The organism is Streptomyces virginiae (assembly GCF_041432505.1).
In the GTDB taxonomy this organism is placed as follows: domain Bacteria; phylum Actinomycetota; class Actinomycetes; order Streptomycetales; family Streptomycetaceae; genus Streptomyces; species Streptomyces virginiae_A.
Genome location: NZ_CP107871.1, coordinates 1,222,108 through 1,240,516, shown reverse-complemented (window position 1 = coordinate 1,240,516; position 18,409 = coordinate 1,222,108). Strand labels below are relative to the sequence as shown.

Genomic DNA, 18,409 nt, shown 5'->3' with positions numbered 1-18,409 from the left:
GGCTGCACAGATGAACGGCTCCGGGAACGGCAACGGAAAGCTGCACGGAGCGGTGGTGGCGGTGGCCGGGGCCGGCGGGCCCGCCGGCCGTGCCACCCTGCTCCGCCTCGCCGAGGCGGGTGCGGTGGTCATCGCGTCCGACGCCGATCCGGCGCGGCTCGCGGAGGCCGTGGACGCGGCACGCTACGCCCACGGTGGCGCCACCATCACCGGTGACACCGTGGACCTGCTGGACCTGGACGCCACCAAGGCCTGGGCCGAGCAGACCGAGAAGGAGTTCGGCCGGATCGACGGCCTGGTCCACCTCGTCGGCGGCTGGCGCGGCAGCAAGACCTTCACCGACACCGACCTCGCGGACTGGACCTTCCTGGAGAAGCTCCTCATCCGCACGGTCCAGCACACCTCGCTGGCCTTCCACGACGGCCTGCTGCGCAGTGACCGCGGCCGCTACGTGCTGATCAGCCAGTCGGGGGCGCACAAGCCGGTCGCCAACAACGCCGCGTACAACGCGGGCAAGGCGGCGGCCGAGGCCTGGACCCTGGCCATGGCGGACTCCTTCCGCAAGGCGGGGGGTGACGAGGGCCCCGGCGCGGCAGCTGCGATCCTGGTCATCAAGGCACTGGTGCACGAGGCGATGCGCGCCGAGCGTCCCACTGCGAAGTTCGCGGGCTTCACCGACGTGACGGAACTGGCCGAGGCCATCGCCGGCGTCTGGGAGCGGCCCGCCATCGATGTGAACGGACAGCGTCTGTGGCTCACTCCGCAACCGTGAGAACCGAGGCAGGGAAGACCGACGCCAGGCGCCACCACGACCCGGCGGTGCGCGGCTTCGCGAGCGACAACTACGCGGGAGTGCATCCGGAGGTCCTGGCCGCCGTCGCGCTCGCCAACGGCGGCCACCAGGTCGCCTACGGGGAGGACGACTACACCGAGCACCTGCAGAAGGTCATCCGCAGCCACTTCGGGCCGTACGCGGAAGCCTTCCCGGTCTTCAACGGCACCGGCGCGAACGTCACCGCCCTCCAGGCGATGACGGACCGCTGGGGCGCCGTGATCTGCGCCAAGAGCGCCCACATCAACGTGGACGAGGGCGGCGCGCCGGAGCGGATGGCGGGCCTCAAGCTGCTTTCCGTCCCGACTCCGGACGGCAAGCTCACCCCCGAGCTGATCGACCAGGAGGCCTGGGGCTTCGAGGACGAGCACCGGGCGATGCCGCAGGTCGTGTCGATCACCCAGAACACCGAGCTGGGTACGGTCTACACCCCGGACGAGATCCGGGCGATCTGCGAGCACGCCCACGGGCTCGGCATGAAGGTCCACCTCGACGGCGCCCGGATAGCCAACGCCGCGGCCTCCCTCGACGTGCCGATGCGCGCCTTCACGAACGCGGTCGGCGTGGACGTGCTGTCGTACGGCGGCACCAAGAACGGCATGATGTTCGGCGAGGCCGTGGTGGTGCTCAACCCGGACGCGGTCCGGCAGATGAAGCACATCCGCAAGATGTCGATGCAGCTCGCGTCCAAGATGCGCTTCGTGTCGGTGCAGCTGGAGGCCCTGCTCGCCAAGGACCTGTGGCTGCGCAACGCCCGACACGCCAACGCGATGGCGCAGCGGCTCGCCGCCGGCGTGCGCGAGACGGACGGCGTGGAGATCCTCTACCCGGTGCAGGCGAACGCGGTGTTCGCGCGGCTGCCCCACGAGGTCTCGCGGCGACTGCAGAAGCGTTACCGCTTCTACTTCTGGGACGAGGCCGCGGGCGACGTCCGCTGGATGTGCGGCTACGACACCCAGGAAGAGGACGTGGACGGCTTCCTCCAGGCGCTGAAGGAAGAGCTGGCGCGCTAGCCGGCACACCCCCGCAGAATTGCATAGCTATACCTCCGACCGTAAATCTATTGATATACGGTCGGGGGTTTGCCTATGCTCCGGCCATGCGGCTCATCCAACAGAACCCTGATATTCACGCCTACTTGGCGTCCAGTGAGGCGATCGACCACTGGCATCCGGTCGTGCAGGAAACCTCCGACACGCTCTGGTCATCCCACGCCGATGCATACTCATACGCGAAGGTCGCCTTCGAGTTCGTCCGCGACACCATCCTGCACTCGGCCGATTCCGGCGACCCGCGCGTCGCCTGGCGCGCGTCCGACGTCCTCGCCACACGCAACGGCATCTGCTACGCCAAGGCCCACGCCTTCGTCGCCCTGCTGCGGGCCCAGGGCATTCCGGGGGCCCTGTGCTACCAACGCCTGGCCGACGACGACGGAACGAACCCCGTCGTGCACGGCCTGGTCGCCCTGCGGCTGCCCGGCGGTACACGTTGGTCCCGCCTCGACCCGCGCGGCAACAAGCCCGGAGTGGACGCCCGGTTCGACCTCGACCAGGAACGCCTGGCCTTCCCCGTACGCCCGGAACTCGGCGAGATCGACCACCCCGAGCTCCACGCCGCCCCCCACCCGGCCGTGCTCAAGGCCCTTCAGGAGTCCGCGGACCGGCCGATGCTGTGGCGGAACCTGCCGACAGCTCTGTAGGCCCCGCGACCTCGGCGCCGGCGGCGCCGGCGGGCTCCCGCGGCACCGTCAGGGCGTGCAGCAGCGCCGCCGCGAGCAACAGCCCGGCGATCCCGGTCAGCAGCGCCGCCGCGGGCGCGTCGGCCGCGATCCCGACCAGGGCCGCCCCGGCCGACGCGGCCGTCAGTTTCAGCCCCGCCCCCAGGGTGAACACCTGGGTCCGCACCCCGTCCGGTGCGTACCGCGCGCGGATCCGCAGCGTGGCCGTGAGCAGCGGCCCGTCGCACACCCCGGCGAGCGCGAACACCGCCGCCGTCACGGCCACCGACGGGGCGAACGCGGCCGCCGCGAGGGCCGCCCCGGTCCCGGCCAGCGCCCACCGCACCAGCCGGCCGGGCTCCACGGACGTGATCCGGCCGACCGTGAGCGAGCCGCCCAGCGCGCCCACCGCGAAGGCCGTCATCAGCACGCCCCCGCCACCGGGGCTGCCGAGCTCCGTGGCCAGCAGCACCGAGACGGTGGTGAGCGAGCCGATGCCCACGAAGCCCAGGGTCGTGGCCGAGGTGACCGCCCGTAGTTCCCGGACCCGCCACAGCGCCGCGAGCCCCGCCCCCAGCCCGGCCCGGGGCGCGCCCGGGACCGGGCCCGCGCCCTGGTCCTCGTACGGGAGGGTGGCCGCCAGCGCCGCCGCCAGGGCTCCGGACGCCGCCAGGACGGCCATGGCGGGCCCGGCCGACCCCAGTGCCGAGACCAGGCCGACCGCCGCCGGCGCGGTCACCGCCGCCGCGTTGTAGGTCGCGGCGTCCCAGCCGTACGCCCGGTCCCGCCCGGGTCCCGCCGGGACCAGGGCGGTGATCAGGCTGGACAGCCCGCCCGTCACCATCGGCCCGCAGGAGCCGCCGAGCACCGCCACGGCGAGCACCAGCGGTACGGGGGCCCGGCCGAGCAGGACGGTCAGCGCCGCGACGGCCGTCGCGAACCCGGCCAGGGCGCCGGCGTGGAAAAGGCGCGGACGGGCGGTCCGGGCCGCCGCGGCGCCCGCGAGCGGGGCGGCCAGGACGTGCGGGGCCAGCCAGGCCGTCAGGACGAACGCCCCGTGCGCCGCGCTCCCGGTGCGCTCCAGGGCGAGCAGCACCACGGCCATGCCCATGCCCTCCGAGGCGACGCGCGCCGCCAGCGCCGCCGCCAGGTACCGCCCGAAACCACCCATGGGACCCCTCCCCGGTACGCTGTAACGTCATAGACGCACAAGACGTTACGTCATGCGCGTGTACCGCGAAAGGACTTGGGATGGGTGACCCGGGGGAGGGCTTCTCGGCGGCCCGGCGACTGATCGACCTCGCCGAAGCGGTCCGGGCGGCCCCCGAACTGCCGCGCGCCGAGCTCGCGGAGCTGCTGGCCGGGCACGGGGAGCGCCCCGCCGACCTCACGGAGGAGGCGTTCACCGAATCGGGCGCGGCCGAACTGCGGGCCGCGGCCCGGCGGATGGGGGAGGTGCTGGGCGAGGTCGACGAGGACCGTGCCGCCGAGGCCCTCAACACGCTGTTCGCGGAGCACGGCACCCGCCCCCGCCTCACCCGCCACGACGGACACCCCTGGCACCTGCATGTCGACCGGGGCGAGGAGGCCGGGTGGGGCGAGTGGTTCCTCGCCTCGGGCGCCCTCGCGCTCGCCCAACTCCTCACGGAGTACGGGCGGATCGCCTGGGGCGCCTGCGCCGCCGCCGGCTGCGGGCGGTTCTTCCTCGCCACCGGTCCGGGGAGCGCGCGCCGCTACTGCTCCGGCAGCTGTGCCACGCGGGCGCGGGTCGCGGCTCACCGCCGCCGGAGGCGGGAGGCGCTGGGTTGAGGGGCAGGGGAGAGACCGGAGGATGATAGGAAACTTTCTTGTCAGACATCGTTGTCACTTGGCATGGGCATGAGTATCTTCGGGCCACCGGAACCCCTCCCACCGGAAGGCCCCCGATGCGTTTCGGAATCCCCGCCGGTCTCACCGCCCTCGCCCTCGGCCTGGCGATGACCCTGATCCCCCTCCCCACCCTCGCGGCTCCGGCCGCCCCCGCTCCCGCCGCCCCCGCCGAGTTCGCCCACCCCGGAGTCCTGAGCAGTCGCGCCCAACTGGACTTCGTACGCGCCCAGGTGCAGGCCGGTCGACAGCCCTGGAAAGCGGCCTACGACCAGATGACGGCGAGCGGGTACGGCTCGCTGTCACGTACCCCCCGGCCACGCGCGGTCGTCGAGTGCGGCTCCCACTCCAACCCGAACAACGGCTGTTCCGAGGAGCGCGAGGACGCCATCGCCGCGTACAGCCACGCGCTCGCCTGGTACATCACCCGGGACGCCCGGTACGCGAAGAAGTCGATCGAGCTGATGGACGCCTGGTCCGCGAAGATCAAGGACCACACCGGCAGCAACGCACCCCTGCAGAGCGGCTGGGCGGGCTCGACCTGGCCGCGCGCCGCCGAGATCGTCAAGCACACGTACACCGGCGGCTGGCCGAACCAGGGGCGCTTCGCGACGATGCTGCGCGAGGTCTATCTGCCCGAGGTGATCGGCGGGAGGCCGAACAGCAACGGCAACTGGGAACTGATCATGATGGACGCGGCCGTCGGCATCTCGGTCCACCTCGACGACCGTGCGAGCTACGACAAGGCGATGGCCGTTTACCTGGGGCGCGTCCCCGCCTACTTCTACCTGGCCGCCGACGGCGCGCAGCCCGCCTACCCGCCACGCTCGTCCATCGACACCCGCGCCGAGCTGATCGACCACTGGCACGGCCAGAGCACCTTCGTGGACGGACTCGCCCAGGAGACCTGCCGCGACTTCGGGCACACCGGCATGGGGATCGCCGCGGCCATGCACGTCGCCGAGACCTCACGGATCCAGGGCCTCGACCTCTATCCGCGGTTCAAGGACCGGTTCCGGCACGCGTTGGGCTTCCACGCGACCTACGAACTCGGCGCGGCCGTGCCCTCGTGGCTGTGCGGCGGGAAGTTGACCACGGGACTCGGCCCGGCCACCGAGGTCGGCTACAACGCCCTGCACACCCGGCTCGGCGTCACGCTGGAGAACACCCGCAGGCTCACCGAGGGCCGCCGGCCGGCGGGCACCGAGAACCACTTCGAGGCCTGGGAGACCCTGACCCACGCCGACAACCCGAACTGAGGTCAGCGGCTCTGCGATCCGTCAAGTCACGCGATGCAGCGACATGACGGGAGACAGGGGGCGAGGCGTACTGGAGGGGAAGACCGATCCTGCTTCCCCGAAAGAGGAGAACAGCTATGACCCAGCTTCTTCGAACCCGACGTCTCGCCCTGCTCGTCGCCTCGACCGCGGTCGCGGCGGGAGGCGTGCTGGTGCCCTCGACCGCCTTCGCCGCCACCCCGGAGGCGGCGCCCCACGCCGTCGACGGGGGGCAGCAGTGGCAGTGCTTCGCGGCCCCGTGCGAAGCCCCCGGAGGGGGGCACCACGACAAGTGGGACCACCACGACAAGTGGAAGCACCATGACGGGAAGGGCCACCGTCACGACAAGTGGAAGCACCATGACTGCAAGGGCCACCACCACGACAAGTGGAACCATCACGACAAAAAGGGCCACCACGGCAAGAAGGGGCACCACACCAAGTGGGACGTGCGTGTCGACGTGAACCTCTGAGGGTCGAGGTCGTCGATGTCGGCCTCCGGGACCCGTTGCGGTCCCGGAGGTCGGCGTCCTGGGCGGGGTCGGTCAGCCGGCCTCGCGGACCTCGGCCGCCGTCGGTGCGGTGCCGCCCAGGTGGGCCGGGAGCCACCACGAGTCGTCGGCGCCCTTCGGCTTGTCCGGGTAGGCGCGCTGCGCGGCGTCCAGCAGCTCCTGCACGCGCTCGCGCAGCCGCCGGGTGATGGCGCCGGCGTACTGGTCGGCCGGAGCCTCCACAGGCTCGCCCACGCGCATCGTCACCGGGATGTGGCTGCGCTTGAGGTTCTTCGGGCGGCCCTTGGTCCACAGCCGCTGGGTGCCCCACAGCGCCACCGGGATCAGCGGGACGCCGGCCTCCTGCGCCATGCGCGCGGCGCCCGACTTGAAGCTCTTGAGCGTGAAGGACTGGGAGATCGTCGCCTCGGGGAAGACGCCGATGATCTCGCCGGCCCGCAGCGAGTCCAGGGCGTGCTGGTAGGCGGCCTCACCCTGCTTGCGGTCGACGGGGATGTGCTTCATCGCGCGCATCAGCGGACCGGACACCTTGTGCCGGAACACCGACTCCTTGGCCATGAAACGGACCAGGCGCTTCTGCGGCCGCGCCGTCAGGCCGGCGAAGATGAAGTCGAGGTATCCGATGTGGTTCGACACCAGGACCGCACCGCCCTTGCGGGGGATGTTCTCGGTGCCCTTCATGTCGATACGGATGTCCAGCGCGCGGAAGAGTCCGTGCGCGGCGCCGATCACGGGAGGGTAGACGAGCTCAGCCATGGTGGGGAGACCCCGCTTTCTGCCTGGGGAGGTGCTCCCGGCCGGAAGTTACGGAAGCGTAGGTACGCGACCATGGGGATCGTGCCCCATACGCGGCCCGCTGGCCAGTCCAGAGGCTCCTACCCGGAGAGATTCTCATCACGCCGGGAATGTCGAGGGCCTGCCGGGTGCTCGGATCCACGGACGAGCGTACGAGGATGACGTACGCGGACGAATACGGCGACGGGAGCGCGAGTGCTGGGGCAGGAAGACGCGCGGACCCGGCTGGGAGCCGCCGAACTGGGCGCGGAACCGGGGGAGCGGGCCACCCTGGTGCAGTTCTCCAGCGCCTTCTGCCAGCCCTGCCGGGCCACCCGGCGGATTCTCGCCGAGGTCGCCGCGATGGTGGACGGGGTGGCGCACATCGAGATCGACGCCGAGGAGCGGCTCGACCTGGTGCGGGCCCTCGGGATCGAGAAGACCCCGACCGTACTGGTCCTGGACGCGGCGGGCCGGATCGTGCGGCGGGCGGCCGGGATGCCGCGCAAGGTGGACGTGATCGCCGCCCTGGGGGCCGCCGTATGACGCGTGGCCCCGCCGCCGGGCGGCCGGGCGTCGCCGTCGGGCGATCCGCGGTCGAGGGACCGGGGGCGCCGGTGCGCGCGCCCGCACACAGCGTGACGCGCCTGACATCTGCCCGATCTCGCTTGACTGGGTCCACGGGAGATCGCCAGGCTGGCGGTATGCGGTATGAACTCCTGCTCTACGGACGGGTCCATGTGGATCTCGTCCGCCACGCGAGCGCGCGCTGTCGGGCCCACTGAACATCCCGGCCCCCGATCCCCGACAGCGCCCGCGTGTCCCGCGGCAGAAGGCAGAACCCTGATGACTGCACCGACAGTCCCGACGGTCCCCACGGCTCCGTCCCCCCGATCCCCTCGTCCCGGCACCGCCCCGGCTCCGGCCCCGGGCGCGTCCCGCCCCGGCTCGCCCGACCTGCTGCGCTCGGTCTTCCGGCAGCACGCCGCAGGCGTCGCCGTGATCACCGCCCAGGACGGCGGCCGCCCGGTCGGGTTCACCGCCACCTCGCTCAACTCCGTCTCCGCCGATCCGCCGCTGCTGTCCTTCACGATCGGCACCGGCGCCTCCAGCTGGCCCGCGGTCCGCGACAGCGAGTACCTCGGCGTCCACATACTCGGCGAGCACCAACGGGAGCTGGCGGGGCTGTTCGCTCGCAGCGGAGCGGACCGTTTCGGTCCGCCGACCGGCTGGGCCGCGGGCCCGCACGGGGTGCCTGTGCTGGACGGCGTACTGGCGTGGCTGGTCTGCCGGGTGGTGGCTCGTGTGCCCGCCGGCGAACATCGTGTGATCATCGCTGAGGCGGTCGTCGGGGATCCGGCCGGCGAAGGCCGCCCCCTGCTGTACCACCAGGGGCGCTTCAACGCGTTGCGCGACTGAATCGTCCCTGCTTGGGAGGGTCGGACGGCGTTGGGCAGATCACAGCTCGGCAGCCTTGCGACTTGGCGGGACCCACGATGTACTGACGAGTAACATTCCCTTCGGAGCGCGGGCCGCCCCGACCGGGATCCGCCCGACAAGGCGCCTATGCTGCCTGCATAAGGCGGTACCAGAAAAGACGATGCGGTAGGAGAGCCGGCGTGAGCCTGAGGATCGTTGTCTGTGTGAAGTACGTGCCCGACGCCACGGGCGACCGGCAGTTCACCGAGGACTTGACCGTCAACCGTGACGACGTCGACGGCCTGCTGTCGGAGCTCGACGAGTACGCCGTCGAGCAGGCGCTGCAGATCGCCGACGAGGCCGACGATGCCGAGATCACCGTCCTGACGGTGGGCCCCGAGGACGCCAAGGACGCGCTGCGCAAGGCGCTCTCGATGGGCGCCGACAAGGCCATCCACGTCGAGGACGACGACCTGCACGGCACCGACGTCATGGGCACCTCGCTGGTGCTCGCCAAGGCGATCGAGAAGGCCGGCTACGACCTGGTCATCACCGGCATGGCGTCGACCGACGGCACCATGGGTGTGCTGCCGGCGATCCTGGCCGAGCGCCTGGGCGTCCCGCAGGTCACCCTGCTCTCCGAGGTCAAGGTCGAGGACGGCACCGTGACCGGCCGCCGTGACGGCGACACCGCGAGCGAGCAGCTGGAGGCCTCCCTCCCCGCGCTCGTCTCGGTGACGGACCAGTCGGGCGAGGCCCGCTACCCGTCCTTCAAGGGCATCATGGCCGCCAAGAAGAAGCCGGTCGAGTCCTGGGACCTGTCCGACCTGGACCTGGAGTCCGACGAGGTCGGCCTCGAGGGCTCCTGGACCGCGGTCGACTCCGCGGCGCAGCGCCCGGCCCGCACCGCCGGCACGATCGTCAAGGACGAGGGCGAGGGCGGCAAGCAGCTGGCCGAGTTCCTGGCCGGCCAGAAGTTCATCTAAGAACCTCGGCCACCCCTCTTAGCCCCCAGACACTTCGCAATCGCAGGAGAGCAGTCCCATGGCTGAAGTTCTCGTCTACGTCGACCACGTGGACGGTGCCGTCCGCAAGCCCACCCTCGAGCTGCTGACGCTGGCCCGCCGCATCGGCGAGCCCGTCGCCGTCGCCCTCGGCGCCGGTGCCGACGCCACCGCCGCGGTCCTCGCCGAGCACGGCGCGGTCAAGGTCCTCACCGCCGACGCCCCCGAGTTCACCGAGTACCTCGTCGTACCGAAGGTGGACGCGCTCCAGGCCGCGTACGAGGCCGTTTCCCCGGCCGCCGTGCTCGTCCCGTCCTCCGCCGAGGGCAAGGAGATCGCCGCACGCCTGGCCGTCCGTATCGGCTCGGGCATCATCACCGACGCCATCGACCTGGAGGCGGGTGACGAGGGCCCGGTCGCGACGCAGTCCGCCTTCGCCGCGTCGTTCACCACCAAGTCCCGCGTCTCCAAGGGCACCCCGGTCATCACCGTGAAGCCGAACTCGGCCCCGGTCGAGGCCGCTCCGGCCGCCGGCGCCGTCGAGGCGCTCGCCGTCACCTTCGGCGCCCTGGCCACCGGTACCAAGGTCACCGCTCGCACCCCGCGCGAGTCGACCGGCCGTCCCGAGCTGACCGAGGCCGCGATCGTCGTCTCCGGTGGCCGTGGCGTCAACGGTGCCGAGAACTTCGGCATCATCGAGGCCCTCGCGGACTCCCTCGGTGCGGCCGTCGGCGCCTCGCGTGCCGCCGTCGACGCCGGTTGGTACCCGCACACCAACCAGGTCGGCCAGACCGGTAAGTCGGTCTCCCCGCAGCTGTACATCGCCTCCGGTATCTCGGGCGCGATCCAGCACCGGGCCGGCATGCAGACCTCGAAGACCATCGTGGCCATCAACAAGGACGCCGAGGCCCCGATCTTCGACCTCGTCGACTACGGCGTCGTCGGCGACCTCTTCGCCGTCGTCCCGCAGCTGACGGACGAGATCAAGGCGCGCAAGGGCTAGAGCCCGATCCCGGGACGGCGTGCGTCGCTCACCGGGTGCACGAACGAGTGAGGGCCTTCCGGGGCCGGTGCGGACGCATACGTCCCCACCGGACCGGGAGGCCCTCGTCGTATGCGGACCCCGTCGTCCCCGAGGCGGCGGACGCTGCGCGGAACCCCCCTCGTGCGGTCGTGGGACGGGCGTAGGCTGCGGTCAGCCCGGGGAGGGCGCGGGAACGGGGAAGGGGTTCTTCCGATGCGGGGCGCGTTACTGGAGGGGCGTTACCGGCTGGAGCGCAGGCTCGGGGCCGGCGGGATGGGCGAGGTGTGGCAGGCCCGGGACCTACGGCTCGACCGGGAGGTCGCGGTCAAGGTGATCTCCCGAGGCGTGGCCGGCGACCACCTCCTGGAGGAGCGCTTCCGTAAGGAGGCCCGCACGGCCGCGGGCCTGACCCACCCTCGGATCGTGACGGTCCACGACCACGGTGAGGTCGAGGTCGACGGCAGTCCGGTGCTCTTCCTCGTCATGGAGCTGGTACGGGGGCGGCCCCTGACCGCCGTGCTGGGTGACCACCGCTCGGGTGCGGACCCCGCCGCCGTGGTCCGGTGGGCGGTGCAGATCTGCGAGGGCCTGGCCGCGGCGCACCGGGCCGGTGTCGTCCACCGGGACATCAAGCCGGCCAACATCATGGTCCACGGGCCCGCCGAGGCCGACGTCACCATCTGCGATTTCGGTATCGCCCGCCTCGCCGAGGAGACGGGCACCGGTCTGACCGCCACCGGCGCGGCCATCGGTACACCGACCTACATGTCCCCGGAACAGGCACGCGGCGACCGCCGTATCGACGGCCGCAGTGACCTGTACTCCCTCGGCTGCATGCTGTACGAGCTGCTGTCCGGCAGGCCGCCGTTCACCGGCTCCGGGCTGTCGGTGCTCTCGCAGCACCTCACCAGTGAGCCCACCCCGATCAGGAACCTCCGGCCCTCGGTGCCCGAGAAGCTGGAACGGCTGGTGCTGGAGCTGCTGGCCAAGGAACCCGCGGCGCGACCGGCCGACGCGCAGCAGGTGATCGACCGGCTGCGCAAGGCGGCGACGCGGGTCCGACCCCAGCCCCGGCCCCAGCCCCGGCCCCAGCCGCGACCCCGGCCCGAGCCCCGGCCACGCTCGCGGGCCGCCGCCGATCCGGCGGCGGAACACGGGACGGCGACCGCCCTGGGGGCCGACGCGCCCGCGGCGGCCCCCGCCGTTCGCGGCGGGTCCGGCCACCCGATCCCGGCCTCGTCCGTGCCCGGCACCCGGCCACGCCTCCTGTGGGGCTCGCTGCTCGCCGCCGCCGGGGTGTACGCCCAGCTCGTCGGACTGCGTGGTTGGGGCTCGACGACCCTGATGACGCTCGGCGCCGCACTGCTCGCCTACCTGGTGACGTTCTTCGTCTCCAGGAGTTCCGCCGACGTGACCGACGAGGACGGCCGGGGGGTCGCGGCGGCCGTCACGGCAGGCGTCCTCATCGGTGTGGTGCTGCTGTTCTGGCCGCCGGCCCCGTGGTGGGTGGGGGTGCTGGTCCTGTGCGTGGCATGGATGGCGCTGCTGTTCCTCTCCCATCTCGTACAAGGGCTGGTCGGGTCGCTGGCCCGGCTGGACCCGTGGGTGGCCTGGCTCGCCACCGAGGCCGGGCTGCTCAACGCGGCGGTGTTCGGCGGCGTTCTGGCGGCGAACGGAAAGGCCGTCTACGCGGCGGTGGCCCTGGGGCTGGTGATGTGGTTGGGCGCGGCCGTCTTCACGGCCGTCTGCGTTCCCCGGATGCGGGCGGCGCACGCTCCGGCCTGATCCGGGTCCACAGTCGCTGACCTGCGTACTCTCCGACGACGGGGCCGTGTGGTGTTTGTCACCGCGCGGCCCCGGGTCGTTTGTCCAGGACGGCGGAGGGACCATTGACGGAGCGGAACCTCGTGACTAAATTCTGCCATGCGGATCTATGCTTCCGTGAAGCGGAAAAGAGGAGAGTGCACGATGGGTCAGCAGGAGAAGGTGGCGACGAGCCTCGCAGGCGCGGTCAGCGAGGGCATCAGCGCCTCCCTCGCGCCGGTGGACGCGGAACTCGCGCGCCACTACCCGGGCGACCCCGGCACCCGGCAGCCGATCCACACGGTCTACGTACCCGGTGACGTCTTCGCCGCGGACACCATCCGCTCCTGGGGCGACCAGGCCCTGGCCGCCCTCGACGAGCACGCCCCGGACGCCGCCACCTTCGCCAAGGTGCTCGGCATCTCCGACGAGCTGGCCGTACCCGTCTACGACCGCGTCCGCGCCAAGCTCCGGAGCGAGCCCATCGAGGACCTCCGCGTCGACTTCGAGGACGGCTTCGGCGTCCGCTCCGACGAGGAGGAGGACCAGGCCGCGGCCCGCGCCGCCCGCCTCGTCTCGGAGGCCTTCTCCAACGGCACCAACGCGCCGTACATGGGCATCCGCATGAAGTGCATGGAGTCCAACGTCCGCGACCGCGGCATCCGCACCACGGACATCTTCCTCTCCGGCCTGCTGGAGCACGGCGGCCTGCCCGAGGGCCTCGTCCTGACCCTGCCGAAGGTCACCTACGCCGAGCAGGTCAGCGCCTTCGTCAAGCTGCTGGAGGCCTTCGAGAGCACCCGCGGCCTGCGCCCGGGCCGGATCGGCTTCGAGATCCAGATCGAGACCAGCCAGTCCATCCTCGCCTCCGACGGCACCGCCACCGTCGCCCGGATGATCGAGGCCTCCAAGGGCCGCGCTACCGGCCTGCACTACGGCACCTTCGACTACAGCGCCTGCGTCGGCGTCTCCGCCGCGTACCAGGCCAGCGACCACCCCGCCGCCGACCACGCGAAGGCGATCATGCAGGTCGCGGCCGCCGGTACCGGCGTACGCGTCTCCGACGGCTCCACCAACGTGCTGCCGATCGGCACCACCGAGAAGGTGCACGAGGGCTGGAAGCTCCACTACGGCCTGACCCGCCGGGCCCTGGCCCGCGCCTACTACCAGGGCTGGGACATGCACCCGGCGCACCTGCCGACCCGCTACGCGGCCGTCTTCACCTTCTACCGCGAGGGCCTGGAGGCCGCCGCGGCGCGCCTGAAGGCGTACGTGGCCAAGATCGAGGGCGACGTGATGGACGAGCCGGCCACCGCCAAGGCCCTGGCCGGCTACCTGGTCCGCGGCCTCGACTGCGGCGCGGTCGGCACCGACGAGGTCACCGCCCTCACCGGCCTGACCCGCGCGGAACTGGACGCCTTCGCCATCCCCCGCCGCTCGGCCACCCTGACGGCCACCAACTGACCCCACCCCTACGCCCGGCCCGGCCCCGACCTCACCGGGCCCGGGCCGTCGGCGCGTACGGGCCGGGCAGCACCCACCGGCGCGCGGCCGGCCGCGCTCCGGCTGATCGCCCCGTTGCCACGTCCGCCGGTCGTTCGCCGCCGCCGGGGCGGCCGTGCCTGTGCTGCGCGGCCTGATCCGGTGAAGGGTCAGTCGACCGGCGGGAGTTCGCCCGAGCCGCGGGGGATCAGGCGGGTCGGGAGTTCGATGCGGGACGGGGTCAGGTCCGCGCCCGCGAGGCGTTGGAAGAGGCGGTCCGTGGCAACCCGGCCCAGGGCCGCCGGGTCCTGGGCGACCACCGTCACGCCCGGGCGGAGCAGATCGGCCAGTTCGAAGTCGTCGAAGCCGACCAGCGCCACCGGACGGGCGTGCGCCGCGAGGACCCGTACCAGGGTCACCGTCACCCGGTTGTTGCCGGCGAACACGGCGGTCACCGGGTCCGGGCCCGCGAGCATCGCGCCGGCCGCCGCCGCGACCCGTTCCGGGGCCGTGGACCCGAGCGAGATCCAGGAGTCCGCCACCGGCAGGCCCGCGTCCGTCATCGCCGAGCGGTAGCCGCGCAGGCGTTCCGCCACCGTGTGGATGCGGGGATGGTCGCCGATGAAGCCGATCCGGCGGTGGCCGCCCGCGATCAGGTGGGCCACCCCGCCCCGGGCGCCGCCGAAGCTGTCCGAGAGGACGACATCGGCCTCGATCCGGCCCGCCGGGCGGTCCACGAACACCGTGGACACACCGGCCCGCATCTCCGGCTCCAGATAGCGGTGGTCGTCCCCGGCCGGGATCACGATCAGCCCGTCCACCCGGCGGGCGCACAGCGCGAGGGCCAACTCCCTTTCCCGGTCCGGGTCCTCGGCGCTGGAGCCGTTGATGAGCAGCGCCCCGTGCGCGCGGGCCACCTCCTCCACCGCCCGGTTCAGCGGACCGTAGAAGGGATCGGCGAGATCCTCCAGGACCAGGCCCACGGTGGCGGTACGGCCCTTGCGCAGCACGCGGGCACTGTCGTTGCGGCGGAAGCCGAGGGCCTCGATCGCCTCCTGGACCCGTCTTTCGGTCTCAGGGGTCACTCCCGGCTCACCGTTGACCACGCGCGACACCGTCTTCAGGCCGACGCCCGCCTGGGACGCCACGTCCTTCATCGTCGGCCGGTTGCCGTAGCGGAGCTCGGACGGGTGGCGGTTGTGGGGCACGGTGGCGAATCCTCCGGGGCTCACGAGCAGGGCTGTGACCTTGAGGATAAGCACTGGGTCGATCGCGAGGTTTTCGTGGCAGGCTGATGCGGGCAAGCCACTGGGGGCTCCGGACGAGCCATGGGGAAAGGGGTAGACGTGATTGTCTGGATCAACGGCACGTTCAGCGCCGGAAAGACCAGCACGGCCCGCGAACTGACCGGAATCCTGCCGGACAGCACCCTGTTCGACCCGGAGTTCATCGGCGACGCGCTGCGCGTGCTGCTACCGGCCAAGCGACTGGCCGAGGTCAGCGACTATCAGGACCTCCCGAGCTGGCGGCGGTTGGTGGTGGACACGGCCGCGGCGATGCTGGCCGAACTGGGCGGGGTGCTCGTCGTCCCGATGACCCTGCTGCGCCAGGAGTACCGGGACGAGATCTTCGGCGGGCTGGCGGCTCGGCGGATCCCGGTGCGGCATGTGTTGCTGGCGCCTGCGGAAACGATCCTTCGGGAGCGGATCGCGACACGGGAGGAACCGGGGGAGCCCGCGCAGGTCGATCTGCGCGTCCGGCAGTGGGCCTACGACCACATCCCGGTCTACCAGCAGGCCCTCGGCTGGCTGACCGCTGACGCGCACGTCATCGACAACGGGACGCTGACCCCGCGGGAGACCGCGGAGCGCATCGCCGAGGCCGTCCGCTCCGACAACGCGAAGGTCTGCGACATCGTGCAGACCCCGGAGCCCACCCGGGAGACGGTGGCCGCCGGGGTCCTGCTCTTCGACGACCAGGACCGGGTGCTGTTGGTCGATCCGACGTACAAGGCGGGCTGGGAGTTCCCGGGCGGGGTCGTCGAGGCGGGCGAGGCACCCGCCGGTGCGGGCGTTCGGGAGGTCGCCGAGGAACTGGGCGTCGTACTGGAGGAGCCGCCCGGGCTGTTGGTGGTCGACTGGGAGCCGCCCCAGCCGCCAGGCTACGGCGGGCTGCGCCTGCTCTTCGACGGCGGCCGGCTCTCGGCGGAGGCGACGGCCCGGCTCCGGCTGCCCGGCCCGGAACTGCGGGCCTGGCGCTTCGCCACGGAGGCCGAGGCCGCCGACATGCTCCCGCAGCACCGCTACGAACGCCTGCGCCGGGCCCTGCGCGCCCGCGAACGCGGCCGGCCCGCGTACCTGGAGGCGGGCACACCGGTCGGCTGAGCGACCACGCGCCGGTACGCCCCTCAGGCGGGCGTGCCCGCAGCGGCCTCGGCCAGGGCCGCGGCCGTGTCCACCGTCAGCGGATCTCCGTGGCCGAAGCAGGCGATCGAGGGGGCGAGCGCGGCCAGCCGGTGGAAGGTCTCGATCGCCCGCGCCCGGTCCACGTTGAAGACGCCCAGCATCAGCGGGCCGACGGCGGCGACGCAGTCGCCCGTGAACAGCACGCCGTGGCGCGGGAGGTGGATCCCGATGCTGCCGTCCGTGTGGCCCGGGGCGTGCACGACGTACGCCCCGTCCCCGAAGCCGAGCGCCTCCCCGTCCTCCACCTCGTGGTCGACCGGGGTGGGCGGCGCCTCGGGGACGGTCAGGCCATGCGCGTACAGCGGTATCTCCCAGTCCAGCAGCACCGGTTCGGGCATCGGCCGCTCGCCCCGGATCACCGGCGCGTCCGAGCGGTGCGCCAGCACCCGTGCGCCCCGGCGGGCACGGAGCTCACCCGCCGCGCCGACATGGTCGCGGTGGCAGTGCGTCAGGACGATCCGCTCCAGCCGTTCGGGCAGCAGCCCGAGGGAGCGGATCGCCTCCTCGATCCCGTCGGCGGACCCGGCATGGCCCGCGTCGATCAGGGTGAGGGCTTCGCCGTCCTGCCAGAGATAGGCCTGGCCGATGGGGAAGCGGAGCATGTGGAGCCGGTTCGGCAGTACTTCGACAAGATCCATTCGGCGAACGTACGGCCGGTCGGCAGCCGCGCGGGCGCGAATTCACCCGGAGCGAAGTACGCCCAGGGCGCACCGCGCGGCGGCGGCGCGTCCTGGGCGTACCTACGTACCAGTTCATGCTCTGTCGGCCGGTACGGGCCCCGGCGGGCGGGTCAGGCGCGCTTGGACTCCGCGTAGTCGACGAGGAAGAGGGCCTCCGCCACCGACAGGCGCTCCAGCTCCTGCGGCGACACGCTCTCGTTGACCGCGTGGATCTGCGCCTCCGGCTCGCTCAGCCCGATCAGCAGCATCTCCGCCTCCGGGTACAGGGACGTCAGCGTGTTGCACAGCGGAATCGATCCGCCCATGCCGCTGATCTGCATCTCCTGGCCGGGGTAGGCGGCTTCCAGGGCCCTGCGCATCGACGTGTACGCCGGGCTGTCGGTGTCCGCCTGGAACGGCTGGCCCTGACCGACGACCTCCAGTTCGAGGCGCGCCTTCCACGGGGTGTGCGCCTCCAGGTGGGCCTGCAGCAGCTTGACGGCCGCGGCGGTGTCCACGCCCGGCGGCACCCGCAGGCTGATCAGCGCGCCCGCGCTCGCGTGCACCGAGGGCGTCGCGCCGATGACCGGCGGGCAGTCGATGCCGAGGACCGTGACGGCCGGGCGGGCCCACAGCCGGTCCGCGATCGGGCCCTCGCCGATGAGCTCGACACCGTCGAGGACCTTCGCGTCGGCGCGGAAGTCCGCCTCCGGGTACTGCAGCCCGTCCCACACCTCGTCCGAGGCCAGCCCGTCCACGGTCGTCGAACCGTCCGCCGCGCGCAGCGAGTCGAGTACGCGGATCAGCGCGGCCAGCGCGTCGGGGGCGGCGCCGCCGAACATGCCCGAGTGCAGGTTGCCGCCCAGCGTGTCGATCTTCACCTTGACCAGGCACATGCCGCGCAGGGTGGCCGTCACCGTCGGCAGCCCGAGCCGGAAGTTGCCCGCGTCGCCGATGACGATGGTGTCGGCGGTCAGCAGCTCCGGGTGCGCCTCCGCGTACTGCTGGAGGCCGCCGGTGCCCTGCTCCTCCGAGCCCTCGACGATCACCTTCACGTGCACGGGCACACCGCCGTTGGCCTTCAGCGCGCGCAGCGCCAGCAGGTGCATGATGAACCCGCCCTTGCAGTCGGCCGCGCCGCGCCCGTACCAGCGGCCGTCGCGTTCGGTCAGCTCGAAGGCGGGGGAGGTCCAGGCCGCGTCGTCGAGCGGCGGCTGGACGTCGTAGTGCGCGTAGAGCAGCACGGTCGGCGCGCCCTCGGGGCCGGGCAGGAAGCCGTAGACCGACTGGGTGCCGTCGGGGGTGTCGAGCAGCGCCACGTCCTGGAAGCCCTCGACGCGCAGGGCGTCGGCCACCCAGTTCGCGGCGGCCTCGCTCTCGCTCTTGGGGAACTGCGCCCAGTCCGCCACCGACTGGAAGGCCACCAGCTCGGTCAGCTCCCGCTTGGCGCGCGGCATCAGCGAGGCGATGGTCTCGGCGATCGGATTCTGGGACATGGGCACGCTCCTTCTGGGTGCGACGTTGTTCTGTGTGTACGCCGCCCGCACGCGCGGGGTGTGCGTATGCCGGGTGGGC

18 protein-coding genes are annotated in these 18,409 nt (G+C 72.3%); 13 read left to right on the top strand and 5 right to left on the bottom strand.

What is annotated here, in order from left to right; translation table 11 throughout:
* The first annotated feature begins 10 nt into the window (after positions 1-10).
* From OG624_RS05940 to OG624_RS05930, 3 genes are all read left to right on the top strand, one after another.
* On the top strand, positions 11-772 hold the full coding sequence (locus OG624_RS05940) for an SDR family NAD(P)-dependent oxidoreductase (protein ID WP_030713586.1): 762 nt from the start codon (positions 11-13) through the stop codon (positions 770-772).
* A complete protein-coding gene (locus OG624_RS05935; RefSeq protein WP_051762245.1) occupies positions 751-1,845 on the top strand; it encodes a threonine aldolase family protein in 1,095 nt (364 codons plus the stop codon). Before OG624_RS05940 ends, OG624_RS05935 begins: the two co-directional genes overlap by 22 nt.
* 86 nt (positions 1,846-1,931) lie before the next feature.
* Positions 1,932-2,531, top strand: a complete 600-nt coding sequence (locus OG624_RS05930; protein WP_371639183.1) for a transglutaminase-like domain-containing protein — start codon at positions 1,932-1,934, stop codon at positions 2,529-2,531.
* Here OG624_RS05930 and OG624_RS05925 read toward each other — a convergent pair.
* Complete coding sequence (locus OG624_RS05925; RefSeq protein WP_033214130.1) at positions 2,467-3,720, bottom strand: hypothetical protein; 1,254 nt, start codon at positions 3,718-3,720, stop codon at positions 2,467-2,469. The genes OG624_RS05930 and OG624_RS05925 overlap by 65 nt on opposite strands.
* An 80-nt stretch (positions 3,721-3,800) precedes the next feature.
* Here OG624_RS05925 and OG624_RS05920 point away from each other — a divergent pair, with 80 nt between their 5' ends.
* The 3 genes from OG624_RS05920 (at position 3,801) to OG624_RS05910 (ending at position 6,165) form a co-directional block, all read left to right on the top strand.
* Complete coding sequence (locus OG624_RS05920) at positions 3,801-4,358, top strand: CGNR zinc finger domain-containing protein (protein WP_371587309.1); 558 nt, start codon at positions 3,801-3,803, stop codon at positions 4,356-4,358.
* A gap of 116 nt (positions 4,359-4,474) precedes the next feature.
* Positions 4,475-5,674: an alginate lyase family protein gene (locus OG624_RS05915; protein WP_033214128.1), complete on the top strand. Its 1,200-nt coding sequence runs from the start codon at positions 4,475-4,477 to the stop codon at positions 5,672-5,674.
* 116 nt (positions 5,675-5,790) lie between these two features.
* Complete coding sequence (locus tag OG624_RS05910; protein WP_033214127.1) at positions 5,791-6,165, top strand: hypothetical protein; 375 nt, start codon at positions 5,791-5,793, stop codon at positions 6,163-6,165.
* 72 nt (positions 6,166-6,237) lie between these two features.
* On the opposite strand, the gene OG624_RS05905 is transcribed toward OG624_RS05910, so the two are convergent.
* Positions 6,238-6,960, bottom strand: a complete 723-nt coding sequence (locus OG624_RS05905; RefSeq protein WP_030713622.1) for a lysophospholipid acyltransferase family protein — start codon at positions 6,958-6,960, stop codon at positions 6,238-6,240.
* Between the two features lie 234 nt (positions 6,961-7,194).
* On the opposite strand from OG624_RS05905, the gene OG624_RS05900 reads away from it, so the two are divergent.
* The 6 genes from OG624_RS05900 (at position 7,195) to OG624_RS05875 (ending at position 13,692) form a co-directional block, all read left to right on the top strand.
* Entirely contained in the window at positions 7,195-7,524 is a 330-nt protein-coding gene (locus OG624_RS05900) for a TlpA family protein disulfide reductase (protein WP_078908908.1), read from the top strand.
* A gap of 300 nt (positions 7,525-7,824) precedes the next feature.
* Complete coding sequence (locus OG624_RS05895; RefSeq protein ID WP_033214126.1) at positions 7,825-8,397, top strand: flavin reductase family protein; 573 nt, start codon at positions 7,825-7,827, stop codon at positions 8,395-8,397.
* Positions 8,398-8,597: 200 nt separating this feature from the next.
* Entirely contained in the window at positions 8,598-9,383 is a 786-nt protein-coding gene (locus OG624_RS05890; RefSeq protein ID WP_030713631.1) for an electron transfer flavoprotein subunit beta/FixA family protein, read from the top strand.
* A gap of 58 nt (positions 9,384-9,441) precedes the next feature.
* Positions 9,442-10,404, top strand: a complete 963-nt coding sequence (locus OG624_RS05885; protein ID WP_033214124.1) for an electron transfer flavoprotein subunit alpha/FixB family protein — start codon at positions 9,442-9,444, stop codon at positions 10,402-10,404.
* A gap of 234 nt (positions 10,405-10,638) precedes the next feature.
* A complete protein-coding gene (locus tag OG624_RS05880; protein ID WP_371587308.1) occupies positions 10,639-12,210 on the top strand; it encodes a serine/threonine-protein kinase in 1,572 nt (523 codons plus the stop codon).
* Between the two features lie 183 nt (positions 12,211-12,393).
* Positions 12,394-13,692 carry a DUF6986 family protein gene (locus OG624_RS05875; protein WP_033214122.1) on the top strand — a complete coding sequence of 433 codons (1,299 nt, stop codon included), beginning with the start codon at positions 12,394-12,396 and terminating at the stop codon, positions 13,690-13,692.
* A 188-nt stretch (positions 13,693-13,880) separates the two neighbouring features.
* Here OG624_RS05875 and OG624_RS05870 read toward each other — a convergent pair whose 3' ends face one another.
* On the bottom strand, positions 13,881-14,867 hold the full coding sequence (locus OG624_RS05870; RefSeq protein ID WP_237545696.1) for a LacI family DNA-binding transcriptional regulator: 987 nt from the start codon (positions 14,865-14,867) through the stop codon (positions 13,881-13,883).
* Positions 14,868-15,056: 189 nt separating this feature from the next.
* Here OG624_RS05870 and OG624_RS05865 point away from each other — a divergent pair, with 189 nt between their 5' ends.
* Complete coding sequence (locus OG624_RS05865) at positions 15,057-16,094, top strand: NUDIX hydrolase (protein ID WP_371639182.1); 1,038 nt, start codon at positions 15,057-15,059, stop codon at positions 16,092-16,094.
* Positions 16,095-16,117: 23 nt separating this feature from the next.
* On the opposite strand, the gene OG624_RS05860 is transcribed toward OG624_RS05865, so the two are convergent.
* The gene (locus OG624_RS05860; protein WP_033214109.1) at positions 16,118-16,813 is read right to left on the bottom strand and encodes an MBL fold metallo-hydrolase; all 696 of its coding nucleotides are present in this window, start codon (positions 16,811-16,813) and stop codon (positions 16,118-16,120) included.
* Positions 16,814-16,965: 152 nt separating this feature from the next.
* Positions 16,966-18,330, bottom strand: coding sequence for a dipeptidase (locus OG624_RS05855; RefSeq protein ID WP_371639181.1), 1,365 nt, complete (start codon positions 18,328-18,330; stop codon positions 16,966-16,968).
* Positions 18,331-18,409: the final 79 nt, after the last annotated feature.